Here is a 17,763-nt window from a genome sequence, read left to right on the forward strand (position 1 = left end):
GCCGTCACGCGACCCTCTCGTTGTCCAGGTCGAGCATCCTCGGTGGCTGGATTCGCTGGTGACACTCAAAGGATGTAGCGCGACAGATCCTCGTCCGCCGCGAGGCCGGCCATGTTCTGGTCGACATAGTTGGCGTTGATGGTCACGGTCACCCGGTCCAGTTCGGAGGCGTTATAGGAGATGTCCTCCAGCAGGCGCTCCATCACGGTATGCAGACGACGCGCGCCGATGTTCTCGGTACGCTCGTTGACCTGCCAGGCGATCTCGGCGATGCGGCTGATGCCGTCCTCGGTGAACTCCAGGCTCACGCCCTCGGTCGCCAGCAGCTCGCGGTACTGGTCGGTTAGCGAGGCGTCGGGCTCGGTGAGAATGCGCACGAAGTCCTCGGTGGTCAGTGCCTTCAGCTCGACGCGGATCGGCAGACGGCCCTGGAGCTCGGGAATCAGGTCTGAGGGCTTGGACAGGTGGAAGGCGCCCGAGGCGATGAAGAGGATGTGATCGGTGCGCACCACGCCATGCTTGGTCGAGACCGTGCTGCCCTCGACCAGCGGCAGCAGGTCGCGCTGTACGCCCTCGCGCGAGACGTCCGCGCCCGCCATGCCCTCGCCGCGCTTGGCGACCTTATCCAGTTCGTCGATGAAGACGATGCCGTTCTGCTCGACGTTTTCGATCGCGCGCAGCTTGAGTTCCTCGTCGTTGACCCGCTTCGCGGCCTCTTCCTCCTTGAGGATCTGGCGTGCGTCGCGGATGTGCAGTTTGCGTCGCTTGGTGCGATCCTGGCCGAGGTTCTTGAACAACCCCTGGAGCTGGCTGGACATCTCTTCCATGCCGGGCGGGGCCATGATCTCGACGCCGAGCGGGCTCGTGGAGACCTGGATCTCGATCTCGCGGTCGTCGAGTTCGCCCGAGCGCAGCTTCTCGCGCAGCTTCTCGCGGGTGGCCTTGCTGGCGGTCGAACGACTCTCCTCCTCGAAGCCGCCAGGCGGTGGCAGCAGCGCGTCGAGGATGCGTTCCTCGGCGGCCGCCTCGGCCTGGTCGGTCTGCTTATCCATCTCCTGCTCGCGCGCCATCTTGACGGCGATGTCGGCCAGGTCGCGGACGATCGACTCGACGTCGCGCCCGACGTAGCCGACCTCGGTGAACTTGGTCGCCTCGATCTTGAGGAAGGGCGCGTTGGCCAGCTTAGCCAGGCGGCGTGCGATCTCGGTCTTGCCGACGCCGGTCGGGCCGATCATGAGGATATTTTTGGGTGTGATCTCCGAGCGCATCGGTTCGGGGATCTGCGCGCGGCGCCAGCGGTTGCGCAGTGCGATCGCCACGGCGCGCTTGGCATCGTGCTGACCGACGATGTGCTTGTCGAGCTCGGCGACGATACGTAGGGGGGTGATTTCAGACATGATGACTGTCCGTCGAATGGGCCGCCCACGACGGGCGGCGGGGGAACCTAGCTCAATAGATTGGGCGCCGTAAGGCGGTAGCTGCGGTTGGCGCGCCGTTTCTGCAAGGTGGCGGGTCGGCGGGTCTCTCAGGACTCCGCGTCCAGCTCCTCGATGATCAGATTGTGATTGGTGTAGATACAGATGTCGGCAGCGATGTGCAAACCCTTCTCGACAATCTGGTGCGCGTCGAGTTCGGTGTTCTCGAACAATGCGCGTGCGGCCGAGAGTGCGAACGAGCCGCCCGAGCCGATCGCCATCAGGTCCTGCTCCGGCTCGACCACGTCGCCCGTGCCCGAGATCATCAGCGAGGTTTTGGCGTCGGCGATGCAGAGCAGCGCTTCGAGCCGGCGCAGCATGCGGTCTGTTCGCCAGTCCTTCGCCAGCTCGACGGCCGAGCGTGTCAGGTGGCCCTGATGCTTTTCAAGTTTGCCCTCGAAGCGTTCGAACAGGGTGAATGCATCGGCCGTCGCGCCCGCGAATCCGGCCAGCACCTGCCCCTTGTAGAGACGGCGCACCTTGCGCGCGTTGCCCTTCATCACTGTCGAGCCCAGCGAGACCTGACCGTCGCCGCCGATTACGACCTTGCCATTGCGTCGGACCGAGAGGATCGTCGTGCCGCGAAAGTTTTCCATGATCAGACTTCGTTAGCGATTGTAGAAGGGGGATTCTATAACGATCCGCAGGTCTTGACTCGTCAGGGAGGTCGTCTGGACCGGGGATGCGATGGATTCGAGCGGTGGGAGCCCTCTCCCCATTGAGAGGGAGAGGGCCGGGAGAGGCGCGGAGTTGCTCTCCCTAGGGATGGGAACCTTCAGATCAGAAGTAGTAGCCGAGATTCAGATTGAGCCGGTAATTCCACTCATCGTTGCCGTTGGCACCGAAATCGCCCACGCCATAGATGCTGCCATAGTCGTCGGCGCTGCCATGCGGGCCCTCGTTGCCGACGAAGTAGTTGCCGTTGGAATAGGCGAGATCGCTGTAGATGTACCAGCCGCCGCTCGCCCAGGCCGCGCCGACCACGAACATGTCGCTGTTGTTGAAGTCGTCCTCGTCCTTGACGATGCTGCTGTACTCCACATAGGGCAGGACGTAGTCGAGCCAGGCGATCTTGGGCGTCTCGTATTTGTAGCTGAGCGAGACGGCCGGGATCCAGGCCTTGGCGGCAACCGGCCAGGCGAAGTCGTAGGCGCCCATGGGCACCAGGGTGTCCGTGCCCCAGGGATTGTCGCTATCGATGTCGTACTCGTAGCGCGTCAGCTGGGTCGCCAGGGTCCAGTTGTCGTAACGGTTGATCATGTGCGCCGAGGCGGCCCAATGGCTGCCGTCGTCCGTGCGCTGTCCCTTGAGCTGGCCGTACTGCAGCGAGACGCCGACATCGGTCGGAACGGCTACGTCCTCGAAGCTGTAGATGGCGCGGACGTTGAACTGATTGCGTTCATCGTAGCCGTTGTGCGCACCGCCGTAGATGACGTTGCCGTTCTCGTCCACGGACTCGGTCCAGCGCACCGCGTCGTAGCTGTAGCGCGCGCTGTTCAGGCTGCGTCCCAGATAGCTGCCCTCGCTGGCGGCGTAATAGCCGAAGTCGAACGTCCAGTTGTCGATGGAGGTGGTGTATTTGATACCCAGATCCATGTCGTCGGAGAGGCCCACGTAGTAATGCTGATCGAAGAACCAGCTCTGCGAGACTCCGTAGGCTGTGGGACCGAAGGGCACGCGGTTGACGCCGACTTGGACCTGGCTGTCGTCCGCGAAGCGGTAGCCGAGCCAGGCGGTGTGCAGGAAGCTGTAGTTGGTCCCGTTGCCGGCCGGATACCAGCGGTAGTCGAGCGCGCCGATGATGTTGTTGTAATCGAGCGCCAGTCTGAGACTGAGCGTGTCCAGCTCCACGTTGCCGCCGTTGCCGCCACGGTTCGGGCCGTTGTCGTAGCCCTCGTAGCTGCCGAGGACATAGTTGGCGCGAATGGTGCCGTTGATCTGCACCGGGCCGACATGGAAGCCGCTATCCTCTTCGGCCTCTGCGCTGGCCGTTTCCGTTTCCTGCGGGGCGTCCGCCACTGGAGCCGGCTCGGCTTGCATGGGCAGTCCTTTGGACTGGGCCAACGCCTGTTCGGCCTCGGCGAGCTGGCGTTTGAGGTTGGCGACCCGCTGCTCCAGGTCGCTGGTGGTCGCGGCTGCAGCCAAGCCTGGCAGCATGGCGATGGCCCCCATGAGGACGAGGGCGGAGGTCTTGTTTACGTGAGACGGTGGGTTCAGGGTCATGCGCTTACTCACTTGCTTGATGCGACGTTAGACGTCGGTCAGGGCTTCCAGGACGACACAGTGTCGGCGTGCTCTTTCACCCAGCGCTGAGCGTTGGCGTAGGGATCGGCGTGCTTCTCCTGGTTCCAGATCATCAGCTCGGCCATCTGGTCGGGCGTCCAGCTGAAGTTGTCGAGCACCTTGTAGACCTCCGGCATGTCCTCCTTCAGCCCCTTGCGCACCACGGTGTGGATCTGTTCCTCGCCGCCATAGACGCCCTTGGGGTCGTCCAGATATTTGAGATCCCACTTGGCGAACATCCAGTGCGGGGTCCAGCCGGTGACCACGACCCATTCCTTATCCTCGATGGCGTCGCCCAGGACGGCGGTCATGATGGGGCCGGTGCCCTCGACCAGCTTCATGTCGTCCAGTCCGTAGTCCTTGATGACCTGTTCGGTCTTGCTCATGAGGCCGGCGCCCGGATCGATGCCGATGATCTTGTCGTCGAACTTGTCCGCGGCGGCGTTCAGCTGTTCGATGGAGTCGATCTCGACATAGTCCGGAACCACCAGACCGATGCGGGTGCCGTCCAGGTTCGGACCCAGATCTTCGACCTTGTCGGCGACCTTCTCCAGATAGTGTTTGTGGGTGGTCGGCAGCCAGGCGGCGACGATGCCATCGACGTCGCCTGTGCCGACCGCCTGCCACATGGCGGCGGCCGAGACCGCGGTGATCTTGACGTCGTAGCCCATGTCCTCCAGCACCGCCTTGACGACGTTGGTGCTGGCGACCTCGCTCGACCATTCGACATAGGCTAGCTCCACCTCGCCCTTGTCGGCGGCGAGCGCGGTGGAGCCGATGGACAGCATGGCTGTTGCGGCGATTGCTATGGCGGTTTTCTGCATCATGACGATGAGTTCCTCTGAGATGTGGCGTTCGACCTCGCGCGTCCGGATGACGCGGTTCGGCCTTGCTTCAAGGGAGTCGGCCCATGCGGGGCGGGCCGAAAAGTCACCCTCGCCGCCCGCAGGGCAAAACGAGGGGGATGGACTGCAGGAATCAGTTTGCGGGGCTGCGTCGATTGCGGATGATGCCCTGGGTGATGCGATCCAGGACCATGGCGAGTACCACCACGGCGAGGCCGGCCTCGAATCCCATGCCGGCCTCGTTGCGCTGGATCGCGCGCCAGACCTCGCCGCCGAGACCCTGCGCGCCGATCATGGCAGCGATTACGACCATCGAGAGCGCAAGCATGATGGTTTGGTTGATGCCGGCCATGATAGTCGGGATCGCCAGCGGCAGCTGGACCTTCACCAGCTTCTGCCACTTGGTCGAGCCGAAGGCGTCGGCAGCCTCGACCAGATCGGCCGGCACCTGCCGGATGCCGAGCGTGGTGAGCCGGATCGCCGGAGGCATGGCGAAGATGACGGTCGAAAAGACCGCCGCCACCGGACCCAGGCCGAAGAATGGGATGGCCGGAATCAGATAGACGAAGGCGGGCATCGTCTGCATGAAATCGAGGATCGGGAACAGTACCCGATAGACCCCGCCCGAGATGGCCGCGAGAATGCCCAAGGGGGCACCGATGGCCACCGCCACCAGGGTTGCGATGAGGACCAGGACCAGGGTCTGGAGGGTCGGTTCCCAGAGACCGAGATTCCACAGCAGAGCGAATCCGAACAGCGACAGCAGCGCCGTGCGTCGTCCGGCCAGGCGCCAGGCGAGCGCGCTGACGAGCAGGATGGTCAACCAGGGCGGCAGCCACATGAGTCCGTCGACCGCGCTCTCGATCCCGGTCTCCACGAGATCGGAGACCAGCTTGGTGGCGGGCGCGAACTGGTCGGTCAGTGCGTCGAGTCCTTCGTCGATCCAGTCGGCGAGCGGTAGGCGTGGGATATCGATCATGCGGCTTCCTCAGTGGTCGTGGCGCTGCTCTGGTCGGCCAGCCCTTGCAGGAGCGAGGCGCGGACCACCATTCCCTTGAGCCTGCCCGCGTCGTCGACGACCGGCGCCGGCATGCTGCTCTCTGACAGCGGGGCGAAGAGCTCGCGCACTGGGGTATCGATTCCGACCGGCTCGATGCTGGTTTCGATGATCTCCTGGATACCGCGCTCACCGCGCTGCACTGCCTTGAGCGCGGCATCGTCTCGTACGACCCCGCGCAGCGTGAAGTCGGATTCGACGACGAACAACAGATTCAGATCCTCGTCCTCCATCTTGCGCAACACGGTGCGTGGGCCGTCGTTGACGAAGGCGACCGTGCGCGTCTTGCGCATCACGGCACCGGCCGTCAGCAACTTGGTCTTGTCGACCTCGGCCACGAAACGCTCGACATAGGTGGTTGCGGGGTTGGAGAGGATGTCTTCGGCGGTGCCGACCTGCTCGATGCGGGCGTCCTTCATGAGGATGATGCGATTACCGAGAAAGAGCGCCTCGTCGAGGTCGTGCGTGATGAAGACGATGGTCTTGCGCATTCGGCTCTGCAGCGCGATCAGCTCTTGCTGCATATCGCGGCGGATCAGCGGGTCCAGCGCCGAGAACGCCTCGTCCATCAGCAGTACGTCCGGCTCGACGGCCAGTGCCCGGGCGAGCCCGACGCGCTGCTGCATGCCACCGGAGAGTTGATCGGGATAGGAGTCGACCGAGCTCTCCAGGCCGACCTGACTCAGGGCGGTCAACGCCTTCTCGGCCCGTTCCTCCGGGGCAACGCCCTGGATCTCCAGTCCGTACTCGACGTTCTGCTGGATCGTGCGGTGGGGAAAGAGCGCGAAATGCTGGAACACCATGCCGAACTTGCGGCGCCGCACCTGGAGCAGATCGCGGTGTTTCAGTCCGACGATGTCCTGGCCGTCGATCAGGATCTCGCCCGAGGTCGGTTCGTTGAGCCGATTGAGACAGCGGATCAGGCTCGACTTGCCGCTCCCCGAGAGCCCCATGACCACCAGGATCTCGCCCTCGTAGACGTCGAAGTTGGCATCGGCTACACCGACCGTCTGTCCGGTGCGCTCAAAGATGGTTTGCTTGGTTTCGCCCTTGTGTAGGAGGTCCAGGGCATCCTCGGGCGCATCGCCGAAGATTTTGGTCAAGCCGCGAACGGCGATCTTTACGGATTGTATTTCGGACATGACCCCAACGATTTCTTGCGGAAGAATTCGGTCGCATGGCGCGCTCGTGCGGTGTCGAACGTCCACAGCGTGATTTGCAGCCAGGAAGGCTGCTGCGTATTCCGACCGACCGGCGGGAGTGCCCCGGAGATCCGGCGGGCGTCGGAATGAGTAAAGGCGTGTCGGTGGCCAAGCGGGTGCGGTGTGCCAGACACTTCCTTTTTAACCTTAACGGGGCGTGAACGATATCGCAAGGCGCTGGCGTCGCGGTTGCGATCAAGGGGCGACGCTTTTCTCCGGAATCCAGCTTTATAGAGACGGCCAGCTTCGCTGTGGATCGGGTGCCGAGTGCGTGCTTTCGCTTCCGTCGCTGGGTGGCGGACGAGACATGCGAGCCGCTTTTATTTCCATGTTCACCGAGAACTTGGGATAAAATACGCGGTTTTTTACGCCTTGGCGGAAAGGATCCCCGCCTTCCCTTCACCTCCCTGAACCAAGGCCCATCCATGAAGCTCAATTTGCCGGTCACTAACCGCGAAAACGACTACCCCGATTCGCTGGTTATTGTGTCCACCACGAACACGAAGGGAATCATTACCTACTGCAACAAACCCTTCATCGAGATCAGCGGTTTCGATGAGAGCGAGTTGATCGGCGTGAGTCACAACGTCGTTCGCCATCCTGACATGCCACCTGCAGCCTTCAAGGATCTCTGGAGTACGGTCAAGAACGGCAAGCCCTGGCGTGGCCTCGTCAAGAATCGCTGCAAGAACGGGGACCATTACTGGGTGGATGCCTATGTCACCCCGGTCTACGAGGGCGAGACCCTGGTCGGTTTCCAGTCGGTGCGGACCAAGCCGACGCGCGCGCAGATCGAGGCCGCCGAGCGGCTCTATGCGAAGGTGCGCGACAAGCAGCTCGAAGACCTGCCCCGTCCCTTGGTGCCCGAGTTCAGCCATCGTTTCTGGCTGACGGCCGCCTTCGTCATGGTCGGATCGGGTGCCGTCGCTGCCGGCTGGTCGGGCAGCGTTTGGGTCGGTCTGGGGTCGCTACTGCTGGGCCTCGTGTTGGCGCAGATCAGTTCCACGACCATCTTCAAACATATCGAAGAGAGCGTGCGCGTGGCCAAGCGGATCGCCGCTGGCGATCTCACCTCGCCGATCCATGTCTCGGGCAATAACGAGACGACCGAGGTGCTGCAGGCGATCAAGATGCTCCAGTCGCGTCTGGCGACGGTCATGGGGCACATCCAGGAGTCGGCGGCGGGGGTGGCCTCGGCGGCCGAGCAGCTGTCCCACGCGACCAATTCCACCCACCATCTTATGGAGGGGCAGCATCAGGAAACCGACATGGTGGCCACCGCCATGAACGAGATGTCCGCGACGGTGACCGAGGTCGCGGGCAATACGGCAGCCGCAGCCGGTGCAGCCGATCAAGCGAGTCGCAATGCACGCGAGGGGCGGATGGTCGTGCAGGCCAGCATGACGGGGATCCATCAGCTGGCCGATCAGGTCGGCGAGGCGGCCGAGACCATCGCGCGGTTGGAGGCCGATTCGGAGAACATCGGCAAGATCCTCGACGTCATTCGAGGCATCGCCGGCCAGACCAATCTGCTCGCGCTCAATGCCGCCATTGAGGCAGCCCGGGCCGGAGAGCAGGGACGCGGTTTCGCCGTGGTTGCCGACGAGGTACGGGCGTTGGCCCAACGCACCCAGGAGTCGACCCAGGAGATCCAGGGGATGATCTCGCGGCTGCAAGAGGGTGCGCGCAGCGCCGTAGCCACCATGCAGCTGGGCCGCGAACAGGCCGATCAGAGCGTCGAGACGGCCAACGAGACCGATCGTTCGCTCGATTCCATCTCACACTCGGTCGAGCGGATCAACGACATGAACGCCCAGATCGCGACGGCTGCGGAAGAGCAAACCGCTGTGGTCGAGGAGATGAACCGCAACATCGAGAGCATTCGCGGGCTCTCGATGCAGACCCTGCAGAGCACGGATGACGTGGTGGGTGCGACGGGCCATCTGGAGGATCTGGCCGGTCGACTGATGGGGCTGGTGAATCAGTACAAGGTTTGAGTCGAGTGCCCGGCGTGCGGGATATTTCCCGGACGTCGGGCCGCGTCTTCGGGCGATCGAATGCGACAGAATTCAGGTGCACGTTCCGGGATGAGCGGGAGCCGCATTAGGATGCAGCCTTGCGGCGTGGTGGTGCGACCGGTTTGTTCTGCTGATTGGTGGTCTTGAGCGCGTCTCGGAGGCTGAAATAGCCATCGTCGAAAGACTCTCTGAAATCGGCGAACATGATCTCCTGGAGTTCTTCCGGAAGCTCTGAGTCATCGATTAGGACCGGAAGGATTCGCTTGTTCTGATTGCGGGCCGTTTCTAGCGACATCTTGGTCTCCTCTGAGTCCACGCTGTGCTTGGAAATGACGAATATGAAATCGTCGCTTTCATTCTGCATTTGCTCCAGCGTTTCGATGACGTTATCTCCGACCTTGATTTCCTTTCTGTCCCAAAGAATCCTGTATGGCGTCACCTTGAGCGCTTTGTATAGCTTTGAAACAAAATCCAGGTCTTCTTCAGAATAGAGAATAAAGACTCGACGAGGTTTTTTCCTGCGTCTTGTGTCGGAGAATGCCGATAGGATAATCAGTCCAATCAATGCGGCCAGTATTCCGATAACGCCTTGGATGAGGTCCGCATAATTGGTCCCGGAAAGAAAAACGAGTGCCGCGTAGAAGAACGCCATCAAGATCATCAGGGTGATGATCGAGTCGATCGCCTTTAACGGCTTGCTCTTTTTCATATGGTTTGGTTGGCGTTCCGGAAAATGCAGCGTGTTGAGTCGAATGCGTCGATGCGCTCATTATACCTGTCTGGTGCCGCTGCTTGGCCTCTCATGCGCTATGCAGCGCACAGCGGTCCGTCCTTTTGATATCAAGGATCCTTGCGTCCATTTAAGAGGACAGGTTGCCTCAGCGCCTCAGATCCAGTCCAACGGATTCTCGTTCGGGGTGGGACGTGCGCCTGGTTGTTCGATGAAGAGCCGGTGCCAGATGGCGAACTGCATGAGCCCGAAGAGTTCGCGGCTGCCGCCCTGTCCGCGTTGGCGTGCTGCGACCAGCGCGGGGATCGACTCGGTGCGGAACCAGTCGCGCACGCCCTGGTTGCGAACCAGGCGTTCGCCGACTTGGGCCGCGACATCTCGGGTGAGCCAGTCGCCGACCGGGACGTGGAAGCCGCGCTTGCGCCTGTCCAGATGACCCGGCGGCAGGCGCGGCTCGGCCCAGCGTTTGAGCAGCCATTTGCCCTGGTGTCCCTGCACCTTGAGTGCGTCCGGCAGGGAAAGACCGAATTCGACGATGCGGTGATCCAGGAACGGCACCCGTCCCTCCAGTGCGAATCCCATCAGCATACGGTCGGTTTTGACCAGCAGATTGTCGGGCAGGGCTGTGACCAGGTCGGTGTACTGGCGGCGCTGCATGTCGGACCAGTGCTTCGGGGTCTCGCGCCAGGCGCGCAGGAAGGGCGCACGGTCGAGTGCCTCAACCGCCCGTAGCTCGGGGCCGAGGAGCGCCTTCGTCCAGTGTCTCGACCATTGCCCACGGGTGCGGAATCCGCCGCTGCCGGGATGGAGGATGGATTTGATCCAGCGTTCGGCCGGCGGAGGCCGATAGCGGCCATAGCCGGCGAAGACCTCGTCGCCACCCTCGCCGGAGAACACCACCTTCAGCGCGTGGCCGGCGGTTTCGGCCAGGATGGAGGTCGGCAGGCAAGCGTAATCGCGCATCAGCTCGTCGGCGCACCAGATGCTGTGCGGGATGCGGCCGAAGACCTGATCCAGTTCCAGCTCCAGCGGCTGGTGGTCGAATCCGAAGTGCTCGGCAACCCGCGCGGCCTCGTCCAGCTCGTGGGCCATGCGCGTGCCGCGATAGCCGACCGAGAAGCTTTTGATTCGGCCCGCACCCTGCTCATGGAGCATGGCGGCGAGGACCGCCGAATCGACCCCGCCGGAGAGAAAGAGACCGAAGGGGACGTCGGCGCGCATGTGCTCGCGCATGGCCTCGTGCATCAGTGCGTCGAGTTCGGCGCGGGCCTCCTCGAATCCGATGGCGCGCGGGGTTACGTCGAGCGCGGACCAGTAGCGATGGCGCTCGATCCGCAGCTGGGCGTCGATCACCAGCGCCTCGCCCGGGAGCACGCGCTGGATGCCCGCGATCGGCGTCTGCTCGCCGCTCGCGAACTGGTTTTGCAGGAACTGGCGCAGCGCGCTTGGGACCAGTTGGGGTCGCCCCGGCAGCAGGGGTAGCAGGGCCTTGATCTCGGAGGCGAAGGCGATGCGGTCGGGTAGGCGCACGTAGAAGAGCGGCTTGATGCCGAGCCGGTCGCGTCCGAGGATGAGACGACCGCGCTCGGCGTCGTGCAGGGCGAAGGCGTACATGCCGCGTAGTCGGGGTAGGAATCCGAGTCCATGCATCGCATAGGCGTGGAGAATGGTCTCGGAGTCGGAGTCGGTTTGGAGCGTTCGACCCTGGGCGCGCAGCTCGGCGTTCAGTTCGATGTAGTTGTAGACCTCGCCGTTGGCGGCGAGCGCGAGCCGACCGTCCGCCGACACCATGGGTTGATGCCCGGTGGCTAGACCGATGATGGAGAGCCGCGTCTGGGCCAGTCCGACCGGGCCGGCGCAATGAATGCCCTGGTCGTCGGGGCCGCGATGGGACAGACGTTCGCCCATGAGGGCGAGCGTCTCGGGCTCCGGGCGTCGCCCCTCGCGCAGGATGAATCCGGCGATGCCGCACATGGCTCAGTTCTCCGTGAAATCAGTCTGCATCGCGTCTGATCTGCCCGTCCCTGGTCTGTAGATCGAGCTTGGGTGCGTCTGGGGGCTGCGGATAGATGCGGATATTTCCGGCTTTCGTTTGGACCTCGACGCGATCCCAGTCCTTTGCTACCAGACCGACGATTAGTCTGGTGTCCTTCTCGGTGAAGACGCCCTGGTGTTCGACCTTGAAGGTCAGAACGCCGTCCTTCTCGGTCATTCGATCCTGCACCTGCGTGCCGGGTAGACCGAACCCGCGTCCCTTCAGCAGGATGAGCGCCGAATGGTCCGACCAGTGGTGCCAGGTGATCTGGATCTGTGCCGTATCGGCGATCAGCCGCAGCGTGCGTGGCGGCGGGTCGTAATCGCCCGGCACGACCATCTGCGAATGGTTCTGATGGACCGGAGTCGACAGCAGCACACCGGCGAGCAGGCCGGTGGCGGTCACGCAATAGGCGGTTCCAATGGCGATCGGGTGACGTCGGATCGGACTGTCCTGCTGGACGCTCGGCGTCTTCGGCGCTGCGTTTTCGGCGTCCTCGCGTTGGGGGATGCGCAATAGGCCGTAATAGAGCAGGAGCGAGGTGCCGTGGACGATGACCGCCGACCAGATGATGTCCGAGAGGAAATGATCGCCGGCCGTCATGCGTCCGATCCCGAGCATGATCCCCAAGGCGACGGATCCCGCCAGCGCCAGGGCGGCGAGGCGTGGCCGGCGTCTCAGCCAGATGATGAAGAAGGCGCTGAACAGGAAGCCGGCCGAGCTGTGTCCGCAGGGGAAGGATTTGCCTTTGCCGGCCTCTCCCATGACCAGCGGTGGCAGATACTGTTGGGTGCCGCCGAGTTCGACCGTTTGGTGCGGACGTGGCCGGCCCCAATGGTCCTTGAGCAGTCCGTTGACGATGAGTCCGGGTCCGATCACGGCGGTCGCGATCAGAAACACCGCGTAGAGCCGGAATCGTCTGTAGCGCGGCCAGAGGCTGCCGGCGCCCAGCACCGCCAGGCTGATCAGGGCTACCAGACCAACCAGCAAGGGCGCGATCTGATAGAAGAACAGCCAGATGTCTTGACGCGATTCGGGCCAGGGGTCGTTTGCGTTTGGATGGAAGAAGAGCGCCGCAGTGCGGGTGTCCAGGTCGCTCAACCAGAATGGCAGGGTTCCGAGCAGGGCGAGCAGAATCAGGGCGATGAGCTGCGGAAGCCAGTAGCGGCGATTGGTTGGAGCGGTTTGCACCAGGTGGGCTCTGCGGGCGGATTCAGGGAGGCGTGAGGGTAACGATTCGTGACGCCGATCTCAATCGATGTCTATTCGAGCGGGCGATTGCCTTCGGGTGGGGGGGCTAATGGAACGGGCTGGCTGGGTCTGAGCGGTAGACCGAGCGCGGTCCAGCCGTCGGTGCCGCGTGGATACCAGCGTACCTGTCGATAGCCGTAGGCGGCGGCCCGTTTGGCGGCGTTCCAGGACATCCAGCAGTCCGCCTTGCAGTAGAAGATGAGCGCCCGGTCGGGATTTTCCTCGGTGAGACGGTCGAGCTGCTCTCTGAAATAGGTCTCCAGGCGCGGCGAGAGTCGACCGTAGCCGACGTTGGCGAGCCAGACGGAGCCCGGAATATTGGAGTGGGGCGGCGGCAGCCAGAGCGCATCATCCGGCAGGTTCGCCGGTCGCTCGGGACTCGGCAGGACGTCGATCGCAACCGCCCGGCCGGTCGAGAGCATCCGCGCGGCCGCTTCCGTGGTGAGCCGTGTGGCGCCGGGTGGTGTCTCGGGAACCGGGGCCTGGAATCGGGCGATGCGGTATCCGTCCGCGTCGAAGAGATCCTGGGTGCTCGGATTGTCCTGGCCACCTGGATCGGCCAAGGCCGTTGCGGTCAGCAGCAGTGCGCAGAGCCCGAGGCCCATGCGTTTCGGTGCTCGGCGCATGGTTCAGTCGGCCTGGATCGGACGGTCGGATTGGTCCAAGAGCGGCACGCCATAGCTCAGCAGAATCTCCTGGATCTGGGGTTGCAGATGGTCGAGCGTCTGGTTGATCTGGTGCTTCCAGGTCGTTTCGCGATGACGGATGCCCATGGAGACGTTGAAGGCCATGGTAACCCCGTCGATCTGGGCCGGCAGTGGCATCAGGGTCAGCGGCGTCTCCTGGCGCTCGGCGTAATAGCCGGCGATGGGTCCCCAGATGATGGCGAGATCCGTCTCGCCCCGAGCCACGTCACGCACCGCGTCGCGAGCCGGGGCATAGAGACGGGTGTCGACCGTGCGTTCGTAGGAGTGCATGTGGTCGAGCAGGCCGAGCCGGGTCAGCAGCGTGACCGGTGGTGTGCCGGCCACCACGCCGATCCGCAGACCGGACAGGGTCGGGTCTCCCGCCGTGAGGGTCTTGAGCTTCAGGTTCGAATCGGCACGGTAGACGAGGCTGTAGACCGATCGGTAATAGGGATTGGTGTTCTGTACCAGTTCGCTGACCGAGCTGATTCCGGTGATCAGGTCGCAGAGTCGGGTGCGCAGCGTGTTGCGGACAAACCCGATGGTCTGCGGCCACCAGCGATAGTGGATGGGGCGCCCGAGATCCTGAGCGATCAGCTCGGCAATCCGGTTCTCGAAGCCCTCGCCTCGGTCGTTGGAGAAGGGCAGGCTATTGGGATCCGCGCAGACGGTCAGGTAGCGACCGCTGCGCGCCTCATGGCCCTGTTCCGCCAGGGCCGCGCCGCTGCCGCCGAACGTCAGGAGACAGAGGGCGATCAGCGCCCCTTTAGTTCGTCGCGGCTTGGGCATTTTTCGTAACCTTGGGGAATTTGTCCGGTCTGGCCGTGCCGATGACCCCGTCGGCGCGCGCCTTGAGATAGGCGTAGATGTCGCTGATGTAGGGCAGCACGTTCATGTTCGAGGCGAAGGAGGGCATGACGCGTTCGTCGAGTCCGGTGCGTCCGTGGATGACCACGTCGACGAACTGGTTGAAGGTCAGGACCTGCATCGATTTCATCAGTGCGGGGGCGTAGGAGCTGCCCAGTCCCGCCGGGCCATGGCAGACGTGGCACTCCGAGTGATAACGGCGGAATCCGTTGTAGGTGCCGAAGTCGACCTTGCCGTCTTCAAAATAATAGGGTGTCTCGGGCGAGAACTTGAAGCTGAGGTAGCCGTCCGCTGTGGTGGCGGCGAATCCGGGCAGGGCGGTTCCGATCAGCAGGGTGGCCGCGAGCAGGTGCGGACCGAGTGGCTTGCTGTTGCGCATGGCGTCTCTCGTGTTCGGTGGGCGTTGCGATGGGGCACGCGGACCCAGATGTCCGCGTGCCCCGGCCGGGATCAGTCGGGCAGTTCGAAGACGGTCAACTGTCCGCCCAGCTGGGAGTAGTCGCTGAGCGAGGCGTAGGCGCCGACCGCGCCGAGACCGGCGTTCGGTTCGGTCAGACCCGCCGCCATGCCGATGCCGGCCCAGCCGCCGAGACCCGAGAGGACGGCGATGTACTGCTTACCCTTGTGGGTGTAGGTGTTGACGTTGCCGATGATCCCGGAGGGCGTCTTGAAGCGGTACAGCTCCTTGCCCGTCTTGGCGTCGACTGCCTTGAGATAACCCTCCAGGGTGCCGTAGAAAACCACGTCTCCGGCCGTCGCCAGCGCGCCGCTCCACACCGAGAACTGCTCGGGGACGGACCAGACGATCTTGCCCTCCTGCGCGTCCCAGGCGATGAAGTTGCCCAGATTGGTGCCGCCTGGCGCCGGATACATGCTGACCGTGGCGCCGACATAGGGTTGGCCGGCCGCATAGGCGATCTGGAAGGGCTCGTAGTCCATGCAGACGTGATTGGTCGGCACGTAGAAGAGGCCGGTGCGTGGCGAGAAGGATGAGGGTTGCTGATCCTTGGTGCCGAGGGCGGCGGGACAGACGCCGGTGGTGTTGACGTCCTCGCCGTTCTGGTCGGTGGAATACTTGGAGACGACCTGCGGACGTCCGGTCTTCATGTCGATATGGGTTGCCCAGTTGACGGCGGGGTCGAACTTCTCCGCGACCAGCAGCTCGCCCGTGACGCGGTCGAGCGTGTAGCCGAATCCGTTGCGGTCCATGTGGACCAGGAGTTTGCGGACGTTGTTCGCGGGTTCCTCGGCCGCTGCAGTCTGTGCCTCAGCCGGATCGGCCGCCGCCGGCTTGCCTGGGATGAGCGAGCGCCATTTGAAGCCCTTTTCGGGCTTGGCCTCTGTCGTGTCCGCCGTTGCCGCCGTGGTCTGGGCGGTCGACCCCGCAGCCGAGCCGGGGAAGGGGAGGTCGACCAGGATCATCTCGTTGACGCCGTCGTAGTCCCATTCGTCGTGCGGGGTCATCTGGAACAGCCATTTGGCGACGCCCGTGTCGGCGTCGCGTGCGAAGATGGTCATGGACCAGCGGTTGTCGCCTGGACGCTGCGAGGGGTTCCAGGTGCTCGGGTTACCGGTGCCGTAATAGATGAGGTTCAGCTCGGGATCGTAGGAATACCAGCCCCAGGTGGTGCCGCCGCCGATCTTCCACTGGTCGCCTTCCCAGGTGGCGATGCCCGAGTCCTTGCCGACCGGTTTGCCGAGATGGGTGGTCTTTTCGGGATCGATCAGGGTGTCGGCGTCAGGCCCCATCGAATAGGCGCGCCACACCTGCTTGCCAGTCTTGGTGTCGTAGGCGGTCAGATAACCGCGCACACCGAACTCGCCGCCACTGATGCCGACATAGACCTTGTCCTTGACGACCATGGGGGCCGAGGTGCCGGTGCCTCCCTTGGAGGGGTCGCCGTTGACCACCGACCAGAGCTTTTCGCCGGTCTTGGCGTCGAGCGCGACCAGCGTGGTGTCGGCCTGATAGAGGAAGATCTTGCCGTCCCCGTAGGCCACGCCACGGTTGACCGTATCGCAACACATCACCGGGATGACGCTGGTGTCCTGGCGCGGCTCGTACTTCCAGATGATTCGACCCTGGTCGTTGAGGTCGAGCGCGAACACCTTGTTGGGGAAGGGGGTGTGGATGTACATGATGTCGCCGATCACCAGCGGGCCACCCTCGTGACCGCGCAGCACTCCGGTCGAGAAGGTCCAGGCGACACGCAGATTCTTGACGTTGTCGGCGTTGATCTGATCGAGCTCGCTGTATCGGGTGCTGGCGTAGTCGCCGTTCTGCATGACCCAGAGATTCGGGTCCTGCTGCAGTTCCAAGAGCTCTTCGTTCGAAAAGCTGCTAGCGCTGAAGGCGAGCGCGGCGGATGCGCAGGCGATCAGCAATGAGTTCTTTGGGGTTGGCATCGTTCTCGGAACCTCCTCGATGGAATATGAAGATGAGCCCAAGGAACAGGCGTGTCATGTGCGTTACCTGCTTGCCCCGCAGCTCATGAAGCAGACTCACTCGGCGTGTCTGAGGGATGTCCGCCAGCACGCGACGTTGCCTGAGTTCTGCTTCTGCGCTCTGTTGTCGCCTCGATTTTGCAAATGCTGGCAAACCCCATCAGCAAACCCTGTGCCATGGGGCACCACATACCGGTGTGAGGCGTCGATACGCTGTTTGCGGTGCCTGCGGGGGGAGATGCACGGCGTAGGGGCGTCAGATGGCGGGAGTTGTTTCGGTCTGCCACGCCGCTCCGGCAGGAGGGTGGCCGCGATGCCTTTGCGGTCAACCTGCGTGTTCGCCGGCTCGGTTGCTGGTGGTGAAGGGGCGGTGTTGGATTGCGAGCGGTTAAAGGGGCGATGCGCTTGCGATGTTCTGTACCTGGGCTGCCCGTCATGTGTCAGACGAGGGACAGTCCGCCCGTTACAGACGTCGTCTGTGATTCCGTGCGTCGTTTCGGGGGATGCCGAGAGTGGCTTCGGCCACCGCCCATGCCTCGGTCACGACTCAGGCGAGGTGGTTCGATGCCTTCACTCGATCCTCCGATCGAGCCCTTTCGGACACAGTATCTGGCGGTTGGTGGCGGTCATCTGCTTGCTGTTGAGGCGTGCGGCCTGTCGGACGGTTGTTGACCGCCTCTTCAGTGTCTCGACGCAGATCCCCCGCGCTTGTCATTCGGATGGAGCGCGAGCGCAATCTGCTCCCCTTGCGGATTGGTTCGGCGCTGAATTCTGGTGTCGTTCCTGGGTCGCGCTGCGCTTCCCCCAGGCGGCTTTGGTGCTTGGGTGGGCTTGGCGGTTGCCAAGTGTCTGTTTGGTGCGCAAGATGG

The 17,763-nt window shown here is 63.4% G+C and carries 14 protein-coding genes; 1 reads left to right on the forward strand and 13 read right to left on the reverse strand.

The window, feature by feature from the left end; all coding sequences use genetic code 11:
- Positions 1-65: 65 nt before the first annotated feature.
- The 6 genes from hslU to THIDRDRAFT_RS02580 form a co-directional block, all read right to left on the reverse strand.
- Complete coding sequence (gene hslU / locus THIDRDRAFT_RS02555; RefSeq protein ID WP_007039228.1) at positions 66-1,397, reverse strand: ATP-dependent protease ATPase subunit HslU; 1,332 nt, start codon at positions 1,395-1,397, stop codon at positions 66-68.
- A gap of 128 nt (positions 1,398-1,525) precedes the next feature.
- On the reverse strand, positions 1,526-2,071 hold the full coding sequence (gene hslV, locus THIDRDRAFT_RS02560; protein ID WP_007039229.1) for an ATP-dependent protease subunit HslV: 546 nt from the start codon (positions 2,069-2,071) through the stop codon (positions 1,526-1,528).
- A 184-nt stretch (positions 2,072-2,255) separates the two neighbouring features.
- A complete protein-coding gene (locus tag THIDRDRAFT_RS02565; protein ID WP_007039230.1) occupies positions 2,256-3,698 on the reverse strand; it encodes a carbohydrate porin in 1,443 nt (480 codons plus the stop codon).
- Between the two features lie 38 nt (positions 3,699-3,736).
- A complete protein-coding gene (locus THIDRDRAFT_RS02570; protein ID WP_007039231.1) occupies positions 3,737-4,585 on the reverse strand; it encodes a glycine betaine ABC transporter substrate-binding protein in 849 nt (282 codons plus the stop codon).
- Positions 4,586-4,736: 151 nt separating this feature from the next.
- Positions 4,737-5,582, reverse strand: a complete 846-nt coding sequence (locus THIDRDRAFT_RS02575) for an ABC transporter permease (protein ID WP_007039232.1) — start codon at positions 5,580-5,582, stop codon at positions 4,737-4,739.
- Positions 5,579-6,802, reverse strand: a complete 1,224-nt coding sequence (locus THIDRDRAFT_RS02580) for a quaternary amine ABC transporter ATP-binding protein (RefSeq protein ID WP_007039233.1) — start codon at positions 6,800-6,802, stop codon at positions 5,579-5,581. Before THIDRDRAFT_RS02580 ends, THIDRDRAFT_RS02575 begins: the two co-directional genes overlap by 4 nt.
- Positions 6,803-7,287: 485 nt before the next feature.
- Between THIDRDRAFT_RS02580 and THIDRDRAFT_RS02585 the strand changes: the two genes are divergently transcribed.
- Positions 7,288-8,859 (forward strand): methyl-accepting chemotaxis protein, encoded by a 1,572-nt coding sequence (locus THIDRDRAFT_RS02585; RefSeq protein WP_007039234.1) that lies wholly within the window; start codon positions 7,288-7,290, stop codon positions 8,857-8,859.
- Positions 8,860-8,965: 106 nt separating this feature from the next.
- On the opposite strand, the gene THIDRDRAFT_RS02590 is transcribed toward THIDRDRAFT_RS02585, so the two are convergent.
- The 7 genes from THIDRDRAFT_RS02590 to THIDRDRAFT_RS26640 all read right to left on the reverse strand — a co-directional run bounded on the left by THIDRDRAFT_RS02590 (position 8,966) and on the right by THIDRDRAFT_RS26640 (position 16,855).
- Positions 8,966-9,589 (reverse strand): toll/interleukin-1 receptor domain-containing protein, encoded by a 624-nt coding sequence (locus tag THIDRDRAFT_RS02590; protein WP_007039235.1) that lies wholly within the window; start codon positions 9,587-9,589, stop codon positions 8,966-8,968.
- Positions 9,590-9,766: 177 nt separating this feature from the next.
- Positions 9,767-11,584, reverse strand: a complete 1,818-nt coding sequence (gene asnB / locus THIDRDRAFT_RS02595) for an asparagine synthase (glutamine-hydrolyzing) (protein ID WP_007039236.1) — start codon at positions 11,582-11,584, stop codon at positions 9,767-9,769.
- Between the two features lie 19 nt (positions 11,585-11,603).
- Positions 11,604-12,836 carry a phosphatase PAP2 family protein gene (locus THIDRDRAFT_RS02600; RefSeq protein WP_007039237.1) on the reverse strand — a complete coding sequence of 411 codons (1,233 nt, stop codon included), beginning with the start codon at positions 12,834-12,836 and terminating at the stop codon, positions 11,604-11,606.
- Between the two features lie 71 nt (positions 12,837-12,907).
- The gene (locus THIDRDRAFT_RS02605) at positions 12,908-13,522 is read right to left on the reverse strand and encodes a PQQ-dependent catabolism-associated CXXCW motif protein (RefSeq protein ID WP_216725604.1); all 615 of its coding nucleotides are present in this window, start codon (positions 13,520-13,522) and stop codon (positions 12,908-12,910) included.
- Positions 13,523-13,525: 3 nt separating this feature from the next.
- Positions 13,526-14,371, reverse strand: coding sequence for a quinoprotein dehydrogenase-associated putative ABC transporter substrate-binding protein (locus THIDRDRAFT_RS02610; protein WP_007039239.1), 846 nt, complete (start codon positions 14,369-14,371; stop codon positions 13,526-13,528).
- Positions 14,349-14,828, reverse strand: a complete 480-nt coding sequence (locus THIDRDRAFT_RS02615) for a cytochrome c family protein (RefSeq protein ID WP_007039240.1) — start codon at positions 14,826-14,828, stop codon at positions 14,349-14,351. Before THIDRDRAFT_RS02615 ends, THIDRDRAFT_RS02610 begins: the two co-directional genes overlap by 23 nt.
- A gap of 71 nt (positions 14,829-14,899) precedes the next feature.
- The gene (locus THIDRDRAFT_RS26640) at positions 14,900-16,855 is read right to left on the reverse strand and encodes a methanol/ethanol family PQQ-dependent dehydrogenase (RefSeq protein WP_007039241.1); all 1,956 of its coding nucleotides are present in this window, start codon (positions 16,853-16,855) and stop codon (positions 14,900-14,902) included.
- Positions 16,856-17,763: the final 908 nt, after the last annotated feature.

Origin of the sequence: Thiorhodococcus drewsii AZ1 (assembly GCF_000224065.1) — a bacterium.
Lineage (GTDB): Bacteria > Pseudomonadota > Gammaproteobacteria > Chromatiales > Chromatiaceae > Imhoffiella > Imhoffiella drewsii.